The organism is Piscinibacter sp. (assembly GCF_050175855.1).
Taxonomy (GTDB): Bacteria; Pseudomonadota; Gammaproteobacteria; order Burkholderiales; family Burkholderiaceae_C; genus Piscinibacter.
This window is the reverse complement of record NZ_JBFXIO010000053.1, coordinates 1-16,347: the sequence shown is the minus strand read 5'-3', so window position 1 is coordinate 16,347 and position 16,347 is coordinate 1. Positions and strand designations below refer to the sequence as shown.

Sequence of the window (16,347 nt, the reverse complement as noted above, 5' to 3'; positions counted from 1 at the left end):
GGAGGCCCGCATGCACGCCGACACCTACATCCCGCGCCGCCTGGACGACCAGTGGAAGATCGGCTTCTGGGACGTCGACGTCGCCGCGCCCCTGCTCTTCGGGCTGTTCATGGGCTACATGTCCGGCTCGAAGTTCTCCTTCGCGCTGTGCCTGGCCGCCGGCGCCCTCACTTCGCGCGCCATCGCCCGCATCAAGGCCGACAAGCACCCGGCCTTTGCGGTGCACTGGCTCTACTGGCACCTTCCCACCAGCCCGTTGACGGCGATGCGCGCCACGCCGCCGTCGCACATCCGGCGCATGGTCGGTTGACCCCAAGGCCGCCACCATGGACTTCGAACGCCTGAACGGGGACATCAAGGAGATGCGCCGCCGCAACCGCGGCCTGGCGCTCACCGTGGGCTTGCTGGCTGCCGCCCATGTGCTGGCACTGGTGGTGATCCTCAACCTGCTGGGCACGGTGCGCACCGTCGTCGTACCGCCGTCCATCAACAAGTCCTTCTGGGTCACGCGCGACAAGGCCAGCGGCGAGTACCTCGAGCAGATGGGCGCCTTCATCGCCTGGCTGGTGCTGGACGTGACGCCGGCCTCCATCGACTGGAAGAAGGACATCCTGCTCGGCTATGTCGAGCCCGACCAGCACGGCGAGCTCAAGACCCGCCAGGAGCTGGTGGCGGCGCGGCTGAAGCGCATCAATGCCAGCACCTTCTTCATGCCGCAGCAGCTGGTGCCCAGCGAGGACACACAGACCGTCGTCGTCCGCGGCCGGCTGCGCACGCTGGTCAACGGCCTGGAAACGGCCAACGACGCCAAGGCCTACGAGGTGGGCTTCGCATACAGCGGCGGCCGGATGCACCTGAAGACCTTCAAGGAGGTGACCCATGCCGCGCCGTGACTCCCGGCCGCTGCGCCGTCGCCAGGCTGCCCCGGCAGCAGTGGTGTTCACGGCGCGCGGTTGCCTGACACCCCGCTGGTTCCGCTCGGTCGCCGCATGGGCCGCCCTGACAGGCCTGCTCGCAGCCGCAGCGCCGGCAACCGCGCTGCAGGTGCTGGATGCCCGCGACGGCGTGGCCGTCGAGGCCGTGCTGTCGATCAAGGAACCCACGCGCATCCGCATCGACGGAGCCGCGATCACGGACGTGTTCGGCAACATCCATTCCAGCAACTGCGGTAGCGCCGCGCCGACTTCGAGCGGCAGCAACGGTGGGCCACCCGCTGCCGCCTTGCCGGCCGTAAACCCCGCGGGCGAGATCGTCCTGGAGTGCGACCGCGACAAGGGCGAGATCTACATCCGCCCGGTCGGCGACTCGCCCAAGCCGGTCAACCTGTTCATCTCGTCGGCGCACGCCACCTACACGCTGGTGCTACGCAAGGCAGACACCCCGGCCGACACCATCGTCATCCGCGACCCCGCCCAACGGGCGCTGCAGGCGATGCAGTCACCGACCGGCGCCGCGGGCTCGCAGACACCGCTGGTCAATGCCCCCAACCACATCCGGGGGCTGAAGACGCTGCTCCTGGCGATGGCGTCCGACCGCGTGCCGCCCGACATCCGTTTGGACGAACTCAACCAGCAGATCCAGCTCTGGGCGGAAGCCAGGTTCTCGCTGATGCGGCGCTACCAGGGCCGGGGTCTGGTGGGTGAGAAGTACCTGCTGCAGAACGTGAGCCAGGCCGTGATGGTGCTGGCGGAGCAGGAGTTCGACCGACCCGACAGCCCCGCGGGCGGACAGGTGCTGGCCGTGGCTGTCGAGCACCACAACCTGCGCCCGGGCGAGACCACCAACGTCTTCGTCATCCGCCGCGGAGGCCAGTGATGGTGTCGCCCCTGCCCCCATCCGCTGCCGCCCTTCGCCAGTCGGCCACCCGCCTCGGGGCGCAACTGGCCGAGCGGATGACGCCACGCCAGCGCCAGTTCGCGCTGCTGGGCGTGATCGTGGCCGCCGGCGTCGGCCTGCTCTGGCTGATCTTCGCGTCCACGGACACCGGATCGTCGTCGGGTTCTCGCAAGCCCGCCGCCGGCGCGCCGGGGCCAGTCACCAACATCGGCGTCATGCCGCCCGGCCAGCAAGTCAACCCGGTGGACCAGTGGGTAGGCACCGCAGGCAGCAAGCTCGCCCAGTACGAGAGCGAGCGCGAGGAGCAGACCCGGCTCAACCGCGACCGCCAGGCCTTCGAGGCCCGCACGATGCAGCGATTCGCGGAACTGGAACAGCGCCTGACCTCGGCGACGCAGGCGGCCCAGGGTGCAGCCGCGCCGGCCCCCGCTGCTGCCCCGGTTCCGCCCGTGCCTGCACCGCTCCCACCCGCCTTGCCGTCGGCCTCGGCCGGCACGACGCCGACCGGGCTGCCGCCGGCGGCCAGCCTGCCGCTCCCTTCGACCTACGGCCCGGGCACGGCCGGCCGACCGTTGCCGGCGGGCATGCCGGGACTGCAGATGGCCGACCCTGCACCGGCGGCACCGGTGGCACCTGCGATCAGCCGCGTCACGCTGGTCGATCGCAGCATGCAAGGCGTCGCCGGCACGAGCGGCAGCGCTTCGGAGCGCGCCGGCACACCGGCGGCCGAGCCTCGGACGGTGTCGACCTGGCTTCCCGTGAGCTTCACGCGCGGCACGCTGCTGGGCGGGCTGGACGCACCGACCGGCGGGCAGGCGCAGTCCAACCCCCACCCGGTGCTGATCCGGCTGTCGGACAACGCGGTGCTGCCCAACCGCTTCCGTGGCGAGTACCGCGAGTGCTTCGTCATCGCGGCTGGGTATGGCGATATCAGCTCCGAACGGGCCTACCTCCGCACCGAGAACCTCTCGTGCGTCCGCGCCGACGGTGCGACCCTGGAAGTGAAGATCCAGGGCAGCGTCTACGGCGAGGACGGCAAGGTCGGCATGCGCGGACGGCTGGTCACCAAGCAGGGCCAGATGCTGGCCAACGCCCTCCTGGCCGGCGTGGTCAGCGGCATCGGCCAGGGCCTGGCCACCTCGTCCACCAACGTCAGCACCTCGCCGCTCGGAACGATCACCAGCGCTTCGGGCGCCGACGCCTACCGGGCCGGGCTTGGCACCGGTGTCGGCCGCGCCCTCGACCGGCTCGCCCAGTACTACATCAAGCTGGCCGAGAACACCTTCCCCGTGATCGAGGTCGACGCTGGCCGCGAGATCGATGTCGTCATCACCAAGGGCGTCCGCATCGACCTGCCGATGAGCGCCACTGCCGCCGCGCCCCTTGCAGTCCGCCCGAGCAACCCGGAGGTCCCCGACGATGCCAACGACTGACAAGCCCTCGCCAGGCTTCGCCTTTACCTCCCCCCTGCGTGTTTCCGGCAGGCAACTCCTGCCCGCGGCCTGGGTCGTGGCCGGTCTGGCGGCCCTTGCCGCAGGACACGCCGGCGCCGCCGCTGCCGATGAGGCTCGGCTGCTGGCCGCGCTGCGCAAGGCGCACCCCGGCACCCAGTTCACGCAGGTGCAGCGCTCGCCCGTGGCCGGTCTTTACGAGGTCTGGATGAACAGCAACGTGGCCTACGTGTCGCCGCGGAATCCGCGCTACTTCATCTTCGGCCGGGTCTTCGACACCCAGACGATGCAGGACCTCACCGGCCCCAGACTGGCTCGCGCGGCCACCATCGCTGCGCAGGCCGGCCAGGCGGGCGGCGCGGGCGTTCCCTCAGCGCAGTCCGACCGCGTGCCGGCTCCCGACGCACCAATCGCCTTCGACCAACTGCCGCTGGCGGACGCGATCAAGACCGTGCGAGGCAGCGGTGGCAACGAGCACCGTCGCATCGCCGTCTTCAGCGACCCGGGGTGCTCGTTCTGCCGCCGGCTCGAGCCCGAGCTCGCGGGCCTGGACGACGTGACGATCTACACCTTCCTCGTGCCCTTCCAGGGCCGCGCGCGCCCGGTCTCGATCTGGTGCGCGGCGGACCGCGAGAAAGCATGGCACCAGTTCATGCTGCAGGGCGACACCTCGCTGCTCAGGCCGGCGGGCGACCCGGCAGCCCTGCGGGCCCCGGAGTGCGACAACCCGCTCGACCGCAACCTCGCGCTCGCGCAACGCCTCGCCGTCCAAGGCACGCCGACCCTGGTCTGGGCGGATGGCACCCGAACCGACGGCTACGTCGACCGGACAGTGCTGCTCGCGCGCCTCAAGCAGGTGTCGCAGGTGGCGGGGGGCAAGCCATGAAGAAGCCCGCCGTCGTGTTTCACGCAGCTCCGACATCGCGTGCTGCTTCAGCCACCGGACTGGCCGCGGCGTCGGTGCTGCTGGCCTGGATGCTGAGCGGCTGCATGAGCATGAGCGGTCTCAGCGGTAGCTCCAGCTATGCCTGCAAGGCCCCGGACGGTGTGACCTGCGACTCCGTCTCCGGCACCTACGCCAATGCCGTGCAGAACAACCTGCCGAGTCAGCGGCGAACGGCTGGCGCCAACCCAGGCACGCCGCAAGCTCCGCGCGCGACGGAGGGCACCACCGGCGCAGCCGCGGCGGGCGCTGCAGGCGCGGCGGCCTCCCGCATCGCCCTATCGCCATCGCCGCCGCCCTCGCCCACGACCGTGCCGCTCCGGTCCTCGGCCCGCATCCTGCGGCTCTGGTTCAAGCCCTGGGAAGACGCCGATCGCGACCTCCACGACCAGGGTTACGTCTACGTCCGGGTCGACGATGGCCAGTGGCTCGTCGAGCACGCGCAGCGGCGGATCCGCGATGCCTACGCACCGTTGCGGCCTCCGCCGACCGCAACCGCACGTCCTGCCGGCGGCGCCACCGAATCGCGCGACCCCAGGACATCGAACCAGTCGGGTCGGGCAGATCAACCGGGTGGTTCGCTGTCCCTGCCCGGCCTGACACCTCCGGCGGGCCGGCCGCAGATGCCCGTCGATCCGCGTGGCAACGAACCCAACGACTGACCTGACATCTCTTCCGGCCATCCCTGCGAGGCACGCTCCATGCCCAACCCGTTCGCCCAGACCGCTTCGACCCGATCCGCCGCCTTTCCCAGCGCCAGCCGCCCCGGCCACGGCAGCCTGGGCTGGCTGGGCCTGGGCTCGCCTCCCGACACGCCGGCCGAGCAGTTCGCGTCCTGGCTGCCCTACTCGGCCTACCTCGCCGACGAGAAGCTCTTCGTCAACCGCGACAGCCTGGGCTTCATGCTCGAGCTGATGCCGCAGTCGGGTGCAGACGACCGCATGGCCGAGGTGCTGATCTCGCTGTACTCGACCTGCCCGCCAGCCACCGGGATCCAGTTCCACCTCTTTGCATCGCCGCACATCCGCGAGCAGCTGTGCCGCTATGCCAACCTGCGCGTCGAGGATGCCGACCAGGCCGACAAGGCCAAGCACTGGGGCCGCCCGGCGCGCAACGACAACCTGTTCCACCGCCTTGCTCGGCAGCGTGTGGGGCACCTGCTGCACGGTGCGCAGCAGTCGCTGACCACCGGCTTCCACTACACGATCCGCGACTTTCGGCTGATGATGAGCGTGTCGGTGCCCGGCGGCGTGGAGCAGGCCGGCGACCTGACCCGGCGCGACGAGCTGGTCGCGCTGCGCGAGTCCATGGCGTCCACGCTGCGCTCGGCGTCGCTGCCCAGCCGTGTCTGCGACGCCGCGGACCTGATCAACTGGTGTGCGCTGTTCACCAACCCGGACCGGATCTCCCAGACCGACGCCCCCAACCTTCACTATGACGACGGCCGCGAGATCCGCGATCAGATCGTCGATTTCGACACCATCCAGGACCCGCATCCTGCCGGTCTGACCCTCTGGAAGGAGGGCCACGAGGGATCGCTGGAAGCACGCTTCTACTCGATCAAGTCCTTCCCCGAGCGTTTTGCACTGTGGCAGATGGGCTCGCTGATCGGCGACCTGATGCAGCCGGCGCTGCAGTACAGCGCGCCCTTCCTGCTGACCATGGGCGTGCACGTGCTCGACCCCAACGTCATGAAGTCGGTGGTCACGGCCAACCACGTGCGTGCGACCCAGAACGCCCGCAGCAAGATGGCCGAGGTGATGCCCGACGTGGGCAAGAAGCTGCAAGACTGGACCGCGGCGGCCAACGCCATCGACGTGGGCAGCAGCCTGGTGAGCCTGTACCACCAGCTGGCGATCTTCTCGCCACCAGAGAAGGCAGTGTCCGCCCAGGAGACCGCCAACGCGATCTGGCGCGGCCGGGGCTTCCAGCTCAATGCCGATGTCTACATGCACCGGCAGGCGCTGCTGGCCAGCCTGCCGATGACGCTGTCGGAGGCCTTCCACAAGGACCTGGCCAAGATGCGCCGCGTCTCGCGCAAGACGATGGCCAATGCCATCCACCTGGCGCCGCTGATCGCCGAGTGGCGGGGCACGCGCACGCCGGCCCTGGTCTTCGGTGGCCGGCGCGGCCAGCTGATGACGCTGGACATCTTCGACAACGACCTGGGCAACTACAACTTCGCGATCATCGGCGCGCCCGGGTCCGGCAAGTCGGTGCTGATGAACGAGATGGCGTGGTCCTACCGGGCCATCGACGCCAAGGTGTGGATGCTCGACCTCGGCCGGTCCTTCGAGAAGCTGTGCCGCAAGGCCAAGGGCACGTACATCGAGTTCCGGCCCGACGTCGACATCTGCCTCAACCCCTTCACGCACATCGTCGACATCAACGAGGACATCGACATGCTGGTGCCGGCCATCTCCAAGATGGCCTCGATGTCCCGGCCGCTGGACGAGGTCCAGTACAAGGCCATCTCGGCGATGGTCATCAAGCTGTTCCGCGAGCACGGCAACGCGCTCACGGTGACCGCGCTTCGCGACGCCTTCAAGGCCGGCACCATCGAGGAGCTGGGCGTGCGCGAGGACCCGCGCATCCGCGACCTGGCCGTGATGCTGAACCCCTACGCGCGCGGCGGCCAGTACGAGCGCTTCTTCGAGGGGCGCAACAACATCGACTTCGGCAACGACTTCGTCGTCATCGAGAACGAGGAGCTGAAGCGTCGGCCCGACCTGCATGCGGTCGTCAACATCCTGCTGCTGCACCAGATCACCGGCGAGATGTACCTGACGCGCAACCGGCGCAAGGTGCTCTTCATCGACGAGCTCAAGCAGCAGTTGGGCGACATCGGCGCCGACGACCCCGTGAAGGCGGCCGTGGTCGAGGAAGCCGCACGCCGTGCCCGCAAGTACGGCGGATCGCTCGGCACGGCCACGCAGAGCGCCGACGACTACTACGGCTCGGCCCAGATGGAGGCCGCCTTTAACTGCTCTGACTGGGTGTTCCTGCTGCGGCAGAAGCCCGAGTCGATCGAGATGCTCGACCGCAAGGGGCGGCTGTCGATGGACGAGCCCAAGAAGCGGCTGCTCAACTCGCTGCGCACGGAGCCTGGCGTGTTCTCGGAGGTTTACATCTCCTCGCCGGTGGGTGAAGGCGTGGCGCGCAACATCCTCGACCCGGCGACCCATCTGCTGTTCTCCAACAAGCTGGAGGACAACGCCCCGATCGACGAGCTGCGGGCGCAGGGCCTGAGCATCGACGACGCGATCACCGAGCTGCTGCGGCGGCGCGGGCACGCGGTGTGACCCTGGCGAGGCTCCCATGGACGTCGACGCCAGCGCCAGTCCGGGCCCAAAGCCCCAGCAGCCCGTCGCCGGGCCACTGGGCATGGCGCCAATCCTCCTCCACGCGGCATTCGCGCTGCTGATCGTGCTGGGCACGCTGGCCGCCTACGACCGCGTGGTGGTGCGTCCGGCCCAGCGCGTCGGCGTCGTTGATGTCGGCGAGGTGTACCGGCAGAAGGAGGCCGAGTTCACCCAGCTCCTGACCCGTGCCACCACCGATGCCGACCGCGAGAAGGCGTTTGCGCTGGCCCGGAACTTCTCGCAGCGGCTGCCGGCGGCGCTGGAGGAACTGCCGCGCGACTGCGCCTGCCTGGTGATGCTGAAGAGCGCCGTGGCCGGCCGCACACCTCGGACCGTCGATCTGACGGCACTGCTGCAGCAGAAGCTGGGCCATCCCCACACACCCCACAGGAACGACCCCGAGGAGGCCCGATGAAGCGCAGCCTTCGCACCCAGGCCATCGACTATGCGGCGCACATGCGGCGACGCTGGTACGTCTACCTGCCCGTCTTCGCGATCTGGGCCTTCGCCTACACGCGGCTCTTCATCGACCCGACGCCGCGGGTGCCGGTCCTGTTTAACTGGACGGGCAGCCTGCCCTACCGGGTGGCATGGCTGCAGCACGGCGAGCATCCGCTGCAGCGCGGCGAGTTCGTCATCTTCTCGTTTGCAGGCGAGGCGCGAGCCACGTACCCCGGATTGGACGGTCAGCCGTTCTTCAAGGTCGTGCGCGGCCTGCCGGGCGACGTGGTGACGGTGTCCGGCCGCACGGTGTCGGTCAACGGTGTCGTCGTCGGCACGGCCAAGGCCCAGGCCTTCGACCGGCGCCCGCTGGAGCCGATTGCGCCGACGGTGATCCCTCCGGGCCACTACTACGTGCAGGGTACCGGCCCGGACTCGTTCGACTCGCGCTACCGCAGCAGCGGGCTCGTGCGGGCCGAGCAGGTGCTGGGCACCGTGGTGCCACTGTTCTGAGGGGCCGCCGTGGATCCGCACCTGATACTGCGTTGCCCGGTGCCCCGTCAAAGGGCCCAGCCGACCTCCCTGGCCTCGCTGGCTTCCCTTGTCGCCCTGACCGCGTTCGCAACGGCCTTGCCCGCGCTCGCGCAGATATCGTCCGAGCCGGCCATCACGGGCGACGTGCCGATGGCCGACTACCTTGCGCTGCTCCAGCAGATCTCCCCTGCGGCGCATCAAGGGGCGCAGGCCTATCTCCAGGCCCACGAGCGCCGGTGCCGCCGGAGTCTGTCGAGCCGCGAGCTGCGACAGGCGATGGCGGAAGGAGACGGCGATCCTGTGCTGATGGCGATGATCCGGGCCAGCCACCTCCAGGACGGGCCGGGCCTGACCCGGCTGGGCGAGCAGGTCTCATGCACCCGGAAGGCGGCAAGGTGAAGTTCGAACTGCCACTGCCCCGGACAGGCTGCATCAGCGCCCCGGCGCGCGTCACTCGGCGCCTGCTGGCGGTCGCCGCCATGATCCTGAGCACGGCCACCCACGCCGTGGACCTGGGGACCATCGGCCCGACCTACGGCATTGCCGAGCCCCACCTGCTGGAGTTCATCCAGCAACGCCTGCGCGACAAGGAACGCTCGGGTGAACTGCAGCGTCTGATCGACGAGGCCCGCAGCCGCGGTGTGGCCGCCGTGCGCCAGCCCGCTCCGGTCGAGGGCGTACGAAGCACCGAGACTGCACGGTCCTGGACCATCGACCCCACCTTCACGCTCGACCGCAACATCGTCGATGCGCAGGGCCGGCTGCTGTTCCCTGCCGGGACGCGCAAGAACCCGCTGGAGGTGGTGTCGCTGTCCAAGCGGCTGCTGTTCTTTGATGCCCGTGACGGACGACAGGTCGCCCGGGCGCGCGAGCTGATCGCGCGCTACGACGGCAAGGTCAAGCCCATCCTGACCGGTGGCTCGTACCTTGCCTTGATGAAGGCCTGGCGCGTGCCGGTGTACTACGACCAGCAGGGGACGCTGACCCGCCGATTCGGCATCAGGCAGGTGCCCGCCCTGGTCTCGCAGGAAGGCATGCGCCTGCGCGTCGACGAGGTGCTCGTGCAATGACCACCCTGCCCTCCCTGATCCGCTGGCTTGCCGCACAGAGGATGCCCGCGCTTCGCCGATGGGCCAGCCAACTGCTTGCCCGTGCGGTGCTGGCTGCCGTCCTGCCCTGGCTGGCGCCCGCGCAGGCCGCCGACAGCCTGACCTGCACCGGCCGCTTCCCCAACCCGATCACCGAGATCTGCTGGAGCTGCATCCTGCCGATCAGCATCGGCAGCGCCACCATCGCCAACTTCGATGGCCAAGAGGACATCCCTAACCCGTCGAACCCGGTTTGCAGCTGCGGCGTGAACCCCACCATCGGCCTGTCGATCGGGTTCTGGGAGCCGGCCCGGCACGTGGAGGCCGTGCGCAAGCCGTTCTGCCTGGCCTCGCTGGGCGGCATCGACCTCGACCCCGGCATCCCGGCGCCGGCGGCGGCACGGTTTACGCGCCCCGAAGGCGATGGCGACGGCGGCAGCTTCTACCAGGCGCATTTCTACGTGAACCCAGTGCTGTACTGGCTGGAGGTGGTGACCGACTTCCCGTGCCTGGAGCGGGGCTCGTTCGACCTGGCCTACCTGACCGAGGTGGACCCGCTGTGGAACGACGATGAGTTGACCCTCATCCTCAACCCTGAGGCGGTGTTGTTCGCAAACCCCGTGGCGGTGGCGGCCTGCGCGGCCGATTGCGTGGCCGCGACCGCGGGTTTCGGCATCGCCGAGATGTTCTGGTGCGCCGGCTGCCAGGGTGGCATCTACCCCCTCGATGGCCACGTGCCGTACCACATGGGCGGCGTGCGAACGGCGGCCCTCATCGCGCAGCGGCTGACCGCCAAGATGCACCGCGAGCTGCTGGCCTGGGGCTGGCATGGCCGGCCAGGCCTGTGCGGGCCCTACTTCCTGCCGGCCATGGACAAGACCGCCTACAAGACCCAGCTGACCTATCCGGTGGCCAACACCGCCAAGGACGGCGGGCGCTGCTGCCAGCCCTTCGGCCGCAGCACCATCGTCTGGGGCGCCGGCAAGGAGTACCCTGTGCGCGGCGAGGACTTCGCGTTCATGCTGTTTCGGAAGAGGAACTGCTGTGTGGGCTACTGACGCGGCATCGCCCATCGGACGGACGCTCGGCGCGGGAATCGCTGCGCTCCTTCTTGCCGGCAGCGTGCTGGGTGCCCCGGCGACGCCACCCACGGTGACCGACGCCGAAATCGAGCGCGCGCGCCAGCAGCATCGGATGCCGACCGAGGCTGAGCTTGCACGGTTGCCGATTCCTGGCGCACCGCGCATCGAGAACCTTCCGCGGCCGGTGACCAGCATGCCCATCGACCTCGAGGCCATCTCCAAGGGCTTCGACCTGCAGAACGGAACTCAGGCAGCGGCGATGACTTCGGGCAAGGCAGGGCCGAAGGTGCTGATCTTTGTGAGCTTCGCAATGCCGGAGGCGACGCTCCAGCGCTTGGTCGACCAGGCAGCGCTGGCGGGCGCGACGCTCGTGCTGCGGGGCTTGGTCAACGGATCCATCAGAGACACGGTGACCCGCATGCAAGCGCTGATCGGCAGCCGCCGTGTTGCTGTTCAGATCGATCCGGAGGCGTTCGATCGCTACGCGATCACGAGGACACCGACATTCGTCCTGGTCATGGACGGCGCCGGGACCGAGGCCTGTAGGTCACGCGCGTGTGGCTCGTCGCAGCAGTTTGTGAAGGTCGCTGGAGATGTGACCCTGGACTATGCGATGAAGTACCTGAGTCGGCGCTCGCAGGGTTCAGCTCAGTCGAAGCGGTAGACGCCGCTCCTCCATCGGCTCGCGTCCAAAGTCGGCAACGCCCGGACAGCGGACGGTCGGGCCGCGTCGAGCATAACCTCCTGACGACCCTTCAGCGACATACGTCGACCGGATCTCGCCGTCGCAATGCTGCCGGTCGAGCGCGGACCAAGTCACGCCCACGGATCAAGGGCTTCGCAGGAGAGGACCTAGCGCGCGACGACGACGACGATGGGCTGGAAGGCATACGAATACGCGGGAACAGCGCCCGCGGTGCGCTGCAAGTCCAGGCCAGCAAGGCACGGCGGCAAGCCCAGGACCATTTCAGGCCGGCGTTGCTGGGTTGGCGACGCACGGCTGGATTCCAGCATCTCTGTATGCCTTGATCTGCGTGCTGCTGAAGTAGCCTCGGTCTGCGATGGCCTTCAGTCCCTTCGTTCTCGGCGGCGCGACGATCAGATTCATCGACGACATCTCGGTGGTCGGCCCCCTTGAGCAGTCGCAGGTGGCGGTGCCGTCTGCAGGACCCCGCTCCTGCCCCCGGACCGGAAGCGGTCGACGGGCGAGGTGCATGCGCCGGAAGAACCCATCACGCGCACCGTTGAATGGCTTGCTTGGACGTGCCATGCTACGGAGAAGCGTGATCGGGGTGCGCTCCCCCCGGTCCGTGTCGCCAGCGACCGAGATCCGGAGGGCTCCTCCTCGTGACGATGACCGAAGCAGCATATGAGTTCCGCCGTCGAATGGAGAATGCGCCGCCGTGGGCCGGACCGCCACGCCTCAGGCCGGCGCTGGGCCTGATTCGGGGGCGCGAACGGGTGCACTTCGTCTGCAGGTTTCCGGCGCTGGGGGCCCTGCAGGTGGGTGAGCCTGGAGACGCGCGGCCGCGCGCGGAATGCGCAGGCTACGAAGATGGCAGTGCCTTCGTGCTGGTGAGCGGCGGCTTGCTCGACTTCATCGACGCTGCGCTGGGCGCGCTGGTGTCGGGCGCCAATCTCACCGTGGGCAGCGGGGCACCGATACCTGCCGCTTCGACGCCAGAGGCAGTCGATCAGGCGCTCGACGCGGTCTACGACAGTTGGGGATCACGATGGCGCAACGAGCACGTCAGCATCGTCCTCACGCCCTTGGCTGCGGAGACTGCCGACCTCCTCACCCAGTTGAGCCTAGCCACGCGACTGTTCGTGTTGCTGCATGAGATCGGGCATGCAGTGCTGCACACCGGCGTCTCGCCCGCGGAACGCTCCGTCGCACAGGAACTGGAAGCCGACGGCTTTGCCCTCGATGCCTGCATCGACCACTTCGGCCAGCCATGCGGGCGCACGCGCGCGGCCCTGGCAGGTGCCTTCCTGGTGCCCCGTCTGCTGGAAGCCCTTCGTCTGCTGGGCCACCGGTTCCCCGACACCCACCCCTCGCCGGCCGATCGGCTCGAATCTCTGCGGAGGCGTTTTCGGGAACGTTGCGACAGCGAGTTCACGTACTACTTCCACACTACCGTGGCGATCGCCCAAGGATTGCGGATGGAAGCGGCGGAGCGCCGGCTGCTCGGCTTCGAGCCGCGACAGCCGTTGGTCAGCGCGGAAAGTCTCGTGTCCACCATGATGGGAATGCTGATTGAGCTTGGCGGATCGAGAAAATCCGTCACCTTCGAGGCGGCGGCCTCGAACCTGCTGTCGTTGTGTGATGATGCGCAGCCGGAAGAACTCGAACGCGCTGCGGCGCTGGCGAGGGCCGTGTTCAGCGCTGAACCTGGGGTTCCGGCCCCCGCCGATGAGCCTAGAGCCGGGATCTGCCTAGCGTATGGCAAGCTCGTGGCAGCGCTTCCGGCGCCGCTGCCCGGCTTGTTTCTGGAGGAAGGTCAATGACATCACTGATGTGCCGTGACGACGCGCTCGTGCAGGTCCTCAACAAGGCGGGCTACAACCCGATCCTATTGCCACGCACGGGCCTGGAGCCCCCCGAGATCTACCTGTACGAGCAGGGCGTCCTGAGGCGCTGGGGGCGCCTGGCGACGGCCGTGCCGGCCGGCAGTCTGCCCGACACGCTGCAAGAGGGCGAGCAGGCAGACATCAGCCACAGCGAGACGAGCCGAAAGAGTCTCCAGGCGGCCGGCAACTTCCTCAATGACGCGCTGCGTTGCATCGGTGTCAACTCGGCGCCCAAGCTCGATCTCAGCTTCGCGCGGGGGGCGGTCGTCACGTTCAGCTTCAGCGGCGTGACGTGGCGCGGGCTCGATCCGGCCGACATCGGGGCGGCGCTGAACCAAGGCTTCGATCCGGCCGGGCTGAGCGAAGAGAAACTGCGGCTCGGCATGGTTCATGTTGCCTACGACTACGCGTATGCGGACGCGATCGACATGACTCTGGCCACGGACGGCAGCGCAAAGGTTGATGTTCAAGCGTTGAATATCAACGGATTCATCGATCTCGGTGGCAAGGCGGAATGTGAAGTGAAGAGCAGCACCACCATTTCCTTCAAGGGCAAGGGCAAGCCCGCGGCCTTCGCGTGCAAGCTCGGGCAGGTGAAGCGCGCGAAGAACCGGTGGACCTTCAATGCCCGGGAGGTTGTCGGGCAGGGATTCGCACCCGAGGAGGGGGCCGCGGAACCGTACCTGCTGCGGCGCGGACAGGTCCTGATCGTCGAGGACATGCAAGCGACTTAGGCGTTCGCCATGCTGCGCCATGGCACGCAGGCACTGAAGAATATCCCGGCCGGTATAGTGGACCGCGAGGGACTGAAAGCCCTCAAGTCGGTGCTTCCCCCGGGAACGCTGATGTCGCCAGTGGGTGGTGTCACACCGAAGAGCGTGGATGCATGCGAGCGCCACAGGTTTGGGCATCGGCAACCAGTCGTTCCTACCGGGTGTGTCGGGTCCGCCCGGGGTTGGGTAGGGACTTCTAGTTTGGCTCTTAGGGAAGGCAAGGGGCACTCGAATCGACTGATAGGGGCTGCTGGGCTTGCGACCGTCCGTGGTCACAACCCTGTGTGTCCACCTTTGTGGGGCCAGCCTCTGGCGACGACCTTTCGGTTGCTCCGGGCGCAAGGTCGACAAGACCAGATGCCAGCAAGCAGCCCATCGCCAACGTCGGCTGATGGCCGGCAGCGTAAGTAGCCCGCCGTTCTGCCAACGGCCGGTACCAGCGGGGCGCAGCCATTCGTCAAGGCTTGGCCAGCCTCGAAACCCCACTCTCTCACCCACCGTTTCCCCGAGACACCGACCGGGCCGCCGCTGACCATGGGGCGTGCTTCTCCCCACCCCGCCAGGCCCCGATAGCCACCGCCCTGCCCCGCCGCCATCGACGGCGAGCCACGCATCGCCGTGGCGCCGCCTCGTCGCCTGCATCACCGCCGCCTGCTTCCTGACCACGCAGACCGCCGCCGTGGCCGGCCCGCACGAGGAGGGGGTCGCCGCCGGCCAGGCAGCCAACCCAGTGGCCCGCGGCAACGTCACCACCCCGGGCGCCACAGCCGTGGTCCCGGGCTACACGACCACCCCTCCTGAGCGCAGCTACTACCGCCAGCCCAACCTGTCGTCGCAGGGCAGCGCGAGGCTCTCTGCATGTGCGCTGACCCCCACCGACCCGCTCTGCCAGGCGCAGCGTGGCGCCTTCTCCTCAGCCAACACGCCGCGCCCGACGATCGGCGCCGATGACCCTGCTGTGGTTGCAGCGCGCGCGATCGGCCGTACGCCATCGGCCGAGCTGGGCAGCCTGGCCGCCTACTACAGCGGTTGCACCACCACGGTCACCCCGGTGCCCGCCGGCATGCAGCCACGCAGCTGCCTGCGCTACGTCGGCGTCGGCAACTACAGCTGCAGCCGAAGCCTGACCGTCAACACGACGCGGACCACCAGCTGCAACCCGGGCGACTGGTTCGCCCACACCGCCTCCGGCCGCACGGGTCTGGATGTGCAATGCCTGCCTGACCGCGCCGTCACCGCGCAGCACTTCCGCGTCACCCAGGACGGCAATCCTCTCAGCTTCTTCGACGTGGACATGACGACGCCGGTCGTCTTCCCGCAGATCGTGTCGGTCCTTGACACCACCTATTCAATGATCGACGGCCAGCCCATCCGCACGGCCGTCTGGGTGGCTGACAAGAGCTGCAGCGGATCGTCCTGCAGCCTGACTGCGATGGTGGCCCCGGAGCGCGCCGAGGTCTGTACCGGTGGCGGCGACTCCGGCTACAGCTGCACCAGCGTCGAGCCTTTCCTCAAGGTCTACGCCGCCTGCCGCGCCGGCACGCAGAGCGGGGACAACATCCAGGACACCGTCTGCCAGGGCGACAGCGGCTGCACCACCACCGCCCTGGACGGCACGAAGTGCTACGCGCCCGCTCCCGGGTGGACGCCCTACGCCGGCATCGACATCACGGGCACCGTGGCCGGCACCTACTGGAACATCGACGCGGACCGGGCCGTGATCGGCTGGGCACCCAACCCCGCCTTCGGCCCGATTCCGACGATGCGGCTGTCCTATACGCGGCCAGCCACCAGCGTCACCGAGACCGACCGTTGGGACGACCAGTGTCCGACGTTGGACGCAGGTGGCCGCTGCACCACGACCACGCCCGCGGTCTGCACCGATGGCCCGGCAACCAAGGTCGTCGACGGCGTGGCCGTCACCCGCGACTGCTGGGAGTACCGGAGCACCATGTCGTGCAGCGGCGGCGCGTCGGCCGACCAGTGCGCACCGCTGGTGGCGGCAGGCTGCACGCCGCAGTCGTCGACCTGTCGGCAGACCAACGCCGTCACCGGCGTGTGCGAGGTGTTCGAGGACAGCTACAGCTGCCCCGTGCCCGCCGAGACCGTCACCACCACCAGTAACTGCCCGACGAACGTCTTCTGCCTGAGCGGCAACTGCTTCGACATCGGCGCGCCGAATGATCCCGACTTCGCGCGCAGCATGTCGATGCTCGAGGCCGGGCGCGAGGCGGGCATCTACCTGGACGCCGACCGCATGCAGGTC

At 68.7% G+C, this 16,347-nt stretch carries 17 protein-coding genes; 16 read left to right on the top strand and 1 reads right to left on the bottom strand.

The features are described 5' to 3' along the window. The 13 genes from traL to trbC all read left to right on the top strand — a co-directional run. The coding region (traL, locus tag AB7U92_RS06555) for a type IV conjugative transfer system protein TraL (protein ID WP_428575374.1) at positions 1–310 on the top strand (310 nt) is incomplete at its 5' end. Positions 311–326: 16 nt separating this feature from the next. Beyond that, positions 327–893, top strand: a complete 567-nt coding sequence (gene traE / locus AB7U92_RS06550; protein WP_428575373.1) for a type IV conjugative transfer system protein TraE — start codon at positions 327–329, stop codon at positions 891–893. Beyond that, on the top strand, positions 880–1,815 hold the full coding sequence (locus tag AB7U92_RS06545) for a type-F conjugative transfer system secretin TraK (protein ID WP_428575372.1): 936 nt from the start codon (positions 880–882) through the stop codon (positions 1,813–1,815). The genes traE and AB7U92_RS06545 overlap by 14 nt, the downstream gene beginning before the upstream one ends. Then, positions 1,815–3,269, top strand: a complete 1,455-nt coding sequence (locus AB7U92_RS06540) for a TrbI/VirB10 family protein (RefSeq protein ID WP_428575371.1) — start codon at positions 1,815–1,817, stop codon at positions 3,267–3,269. Before AB7U92_RS06545 ends, AB7U92_RS06540 begins: the two co-directional genes overlap by 1 nt. Continuing rightward, positions 3,220–4,173, top strand: coding sequence for a DsbC family protein (locus AB7U92_RS06535; RefSeq protein WP_428575370.1), 954 nt, complete (start codon positions 3,220–3,222; stop codon positions 4,171–4,173). The genes AB7U92_RS06540 and AB7U92_RS06535 overlap by 50 nt, the downstream gene beginning before the upstream one ends. Continuing rightward, on the top strand, positions 4,170–4,892 hold the full coding sequence (traV, locus tag AB7U92_RS06530; protein ID WP_428575369.1) for a type IV conjugative transfer system lipoprotein TraV: 723 nt from the start codon (positions 4,170–4,172) through the stop codon (positions 4,890–4,892). Before AB7U92_RS06535 ends, traV begins: the two co-directional genes overlap by 4 nt. 39 nt (positions 4,893–4,931) lie before the next feature. Further along, a complete protein-coding gene (gene traC, locus AB7U92_RS06525; protein ID WP_428575368.1) occupies positions 4,932–7,532 on the top strand; it encodes a type IV secretion system protein TraC in 2,601 nt (866 codons plus the stop codon). A 16-nt stretch (positions 7,533–7,548) separates the two neighbouring features. Further along, a complete protein-coding gene (locus AB7U92_RS06520; RefSeq protein ID WP_231638283.1) occupies positions 7,549–8,007 on the top strand; it encodes a hypothetical protein in 459 nt (152 codons plus the stop codon). Then, positions 8,004–8,546: a conjugative transfer signal peptidase TraF gene (gene traF / locus AB7U92_RS06515; protein WP_054022767.1), complete on the top strand. Its 543-nt coding sequence runs from the start codon at positions 8,004–8,006 to the stop codon at positions 8,544–8,546. Before AB7U92_RS06520 ends, traF begins: the two co-directional genes overlap by 4 nt. A 9-nt stretch (positions 8,547–8,555) precedes the next feature. Beyond that, positions 8,556–8,966 (top strand): hypothetical protein, encoded by a 411-nt coding sequence (locus AB7U92_RS06510; RefSeq protein ID WP_231638284.1) that lies wholly within the window; start codon positions 8,556–8,558, stop codon positions 8,964–8,966. After that, on the top strand, positions 8,942–9,637 hold the full coding sequence (gene traW, locus AB7U92_RS06505) for a type-F conjugative transfer system protein TraW (protein ID WP_082368721.1): 696 nt from the start codon (positions 8,942–8,944) through the stop codon (positions 9,635–9,637). The genes AB7U92_RS06510 and traW overlap by 25 nt, the downstream gene beginning before the upstream one ends. 41 nt (positions 9,638–9,678) lie before the next feature. Beyond that, entirely contained in the window at positions 9,679–10,713 is a 1,035-nt protein-coding gene (locus AB7U92_RS06500; protein ID WP_082368722.1) for a TraU family protein, read from the top strand. Continuing rightward, positions 10,700–11,401, top strand: a complete 702-nt coding sequence (gene trbC / locus AB7U92_RS06495; RefSeq protein ID WP_054022769.1) for a type-F conjugative transfer system pilin assembly protein TrbC — start codon at positions 10,700–10,702, stop codon at positions 11,399–11,401. The genes AB7U92_RS06500 and trbC overlap by 14 nt, the downstream gene beginning before the upstream one ends. A 303-nt stretch (positions 11,402–11,704) precedes the next feature. Here trbC and AB7U92_RS06490 read toward each other — a convergent pair whose 3' ends face one another. Further along, positions 11,705–11,845: a hypothetical protein gene (locus tag AB7U92_RS06490; protein WP_157549371.1), complete on the bottom strand. Its 141-nt coding sequence runs from the start codon at positions 11,843–11,845 to the stop codon at positions 11,705–11,707. A 245-nt stretch (positions 11,846–12,090) separates the two neighbouring features. Here AB7U92_RS06490 and AB7U92_RS06485 point away from each other — a divergent pair, with 245 nt between their 5' ends. The 3 genes from AB7U92_RS06485 to traN all read left to right on the top strand — a co-directional run. Next, the gene (locus AB7U92_RS06485) at positions 12,091–13,245 is read left to right on the top strand and encodes an ImmA/IrrE family metallo-endopeptidase (protein WP_231638288.1); all 1,155 of its coding nucleotides are present in this window, start codon (positions 12,091–12,093) and stop codon (positions 13,243–13,245) included. Further along, complete coding sequence (locus AB7U92_RS06480; RefSeq protein ID WP_157549374.1) at positions 13,242–14,042, top strand: hypothetical protein; 801 nt, start codon at positions 13,242–13,244, stop codon at positions 14,040–14,042. Before AB7U92_RS06485 ends, AB7U92_RS06480 begins: the two co-directional genes overlap by 4 nt. A 718-nt stretch (positions 14,043–14,760) precedes the next feature. Continuing rightward, positions 14,761–16,347: conjugal transfer protein TraN (gene traN, locus AB7U92_RS06475; protein ID WP_428575367.1), on the top strand; the 1,587-nt coding region annotated here is incomplete at its 3' end.

What these genes read in the sequence shown, in the direction of transcription:
- traE (WP_428575373.1), top strand. Translation starts at nt 327, where the DNA reads ATGGACTTCGAACGCCTGAACGGGGACATCAAGGAGATGCGCCGCCGC.
- AB7U92_RS06545 (WP_428575372.1), top strand. Translation starts at nt 880, where the DNA reads ATGCCGCGCCGTGACTCCCGGCCGCTGCGCCGTCGCCAGGCTGCCCCG.
- AB7U92_RS06540 (WP_428575371.1), top strand. Translation starts at nt 1,815, where the DNA reads ATGGTGTCGCCCCTGCCCCCATCCGCTGCCGCCCTTCGCCAGTCGGCC.
- traV (WP_428575369.1), top strand. Translation starts at nt 4,170, where the DNA reads ATGAAGAAGCCCGCCGTCGTGTTTCACGCAGCTCCGACATCGCGTGCT.
- traC (WP_428575368.1), top strand. Translation starts at nt 4,932, where the DNA reads ATGCCCAACCCGTTCGCCCAGACCGCTTCGACCCGATCCGCCGCCTTT.
- AB7U92_RS06520 (WP_231638283.1), top strand. Translation starts at nt 7,549, where the DNA reads ATGGACGTCGACGCCAGCGCCAGTCCGGGCCCAAAGCCCCAGCAGCCC.
- traF (WP_054022767.1), top strand. Translation starts at nt 8,004, where the DNA reads ATGAAGCGCAGCCTTCGCACCCAGGCCATCGACTATGCGGCGCACATG.
- traW (WP_082368721.1), top strand. Translation starts at nt 8,942, where the DNA reads ATGCACCCGGAAGGCGGCAAGGTGAAGTTCGAACTGCCACTGCCCCGG.
- AB7U92_RS06500 (WP_082368722.1), top strand. Translation starts at nt 9,679, where the DNA reads ATGCCCGCGCTTCGCCGATGGGCCAGCCAACTGCTTGCCCGTGCGGTG.
- AB7U92_RS06490 (WP_157549371.1), bottom strand. Translation starts at nt 11,845, where the DNA reads ATGAATCTGATCGTCGCGCCGCCGAGAACGAAGGGACTGAAGGCCATC.
- AB7U92_RS06485 (WP_231638288.1), top strand. Translation starts at nt 12,091, where the DNA reads ATGACCGAAGCAGCATATGAGTTCCGCCGTCGAATGGAGAATGCGCCG.
- AB7U92_RS06480 (WP_157549374.1), top strand. Translation starts at nt 13,242, where the DNA reads ATGACATCACTGATGTGCCGTGACGACGCGCTCGTGCAGGTCCTCAAC.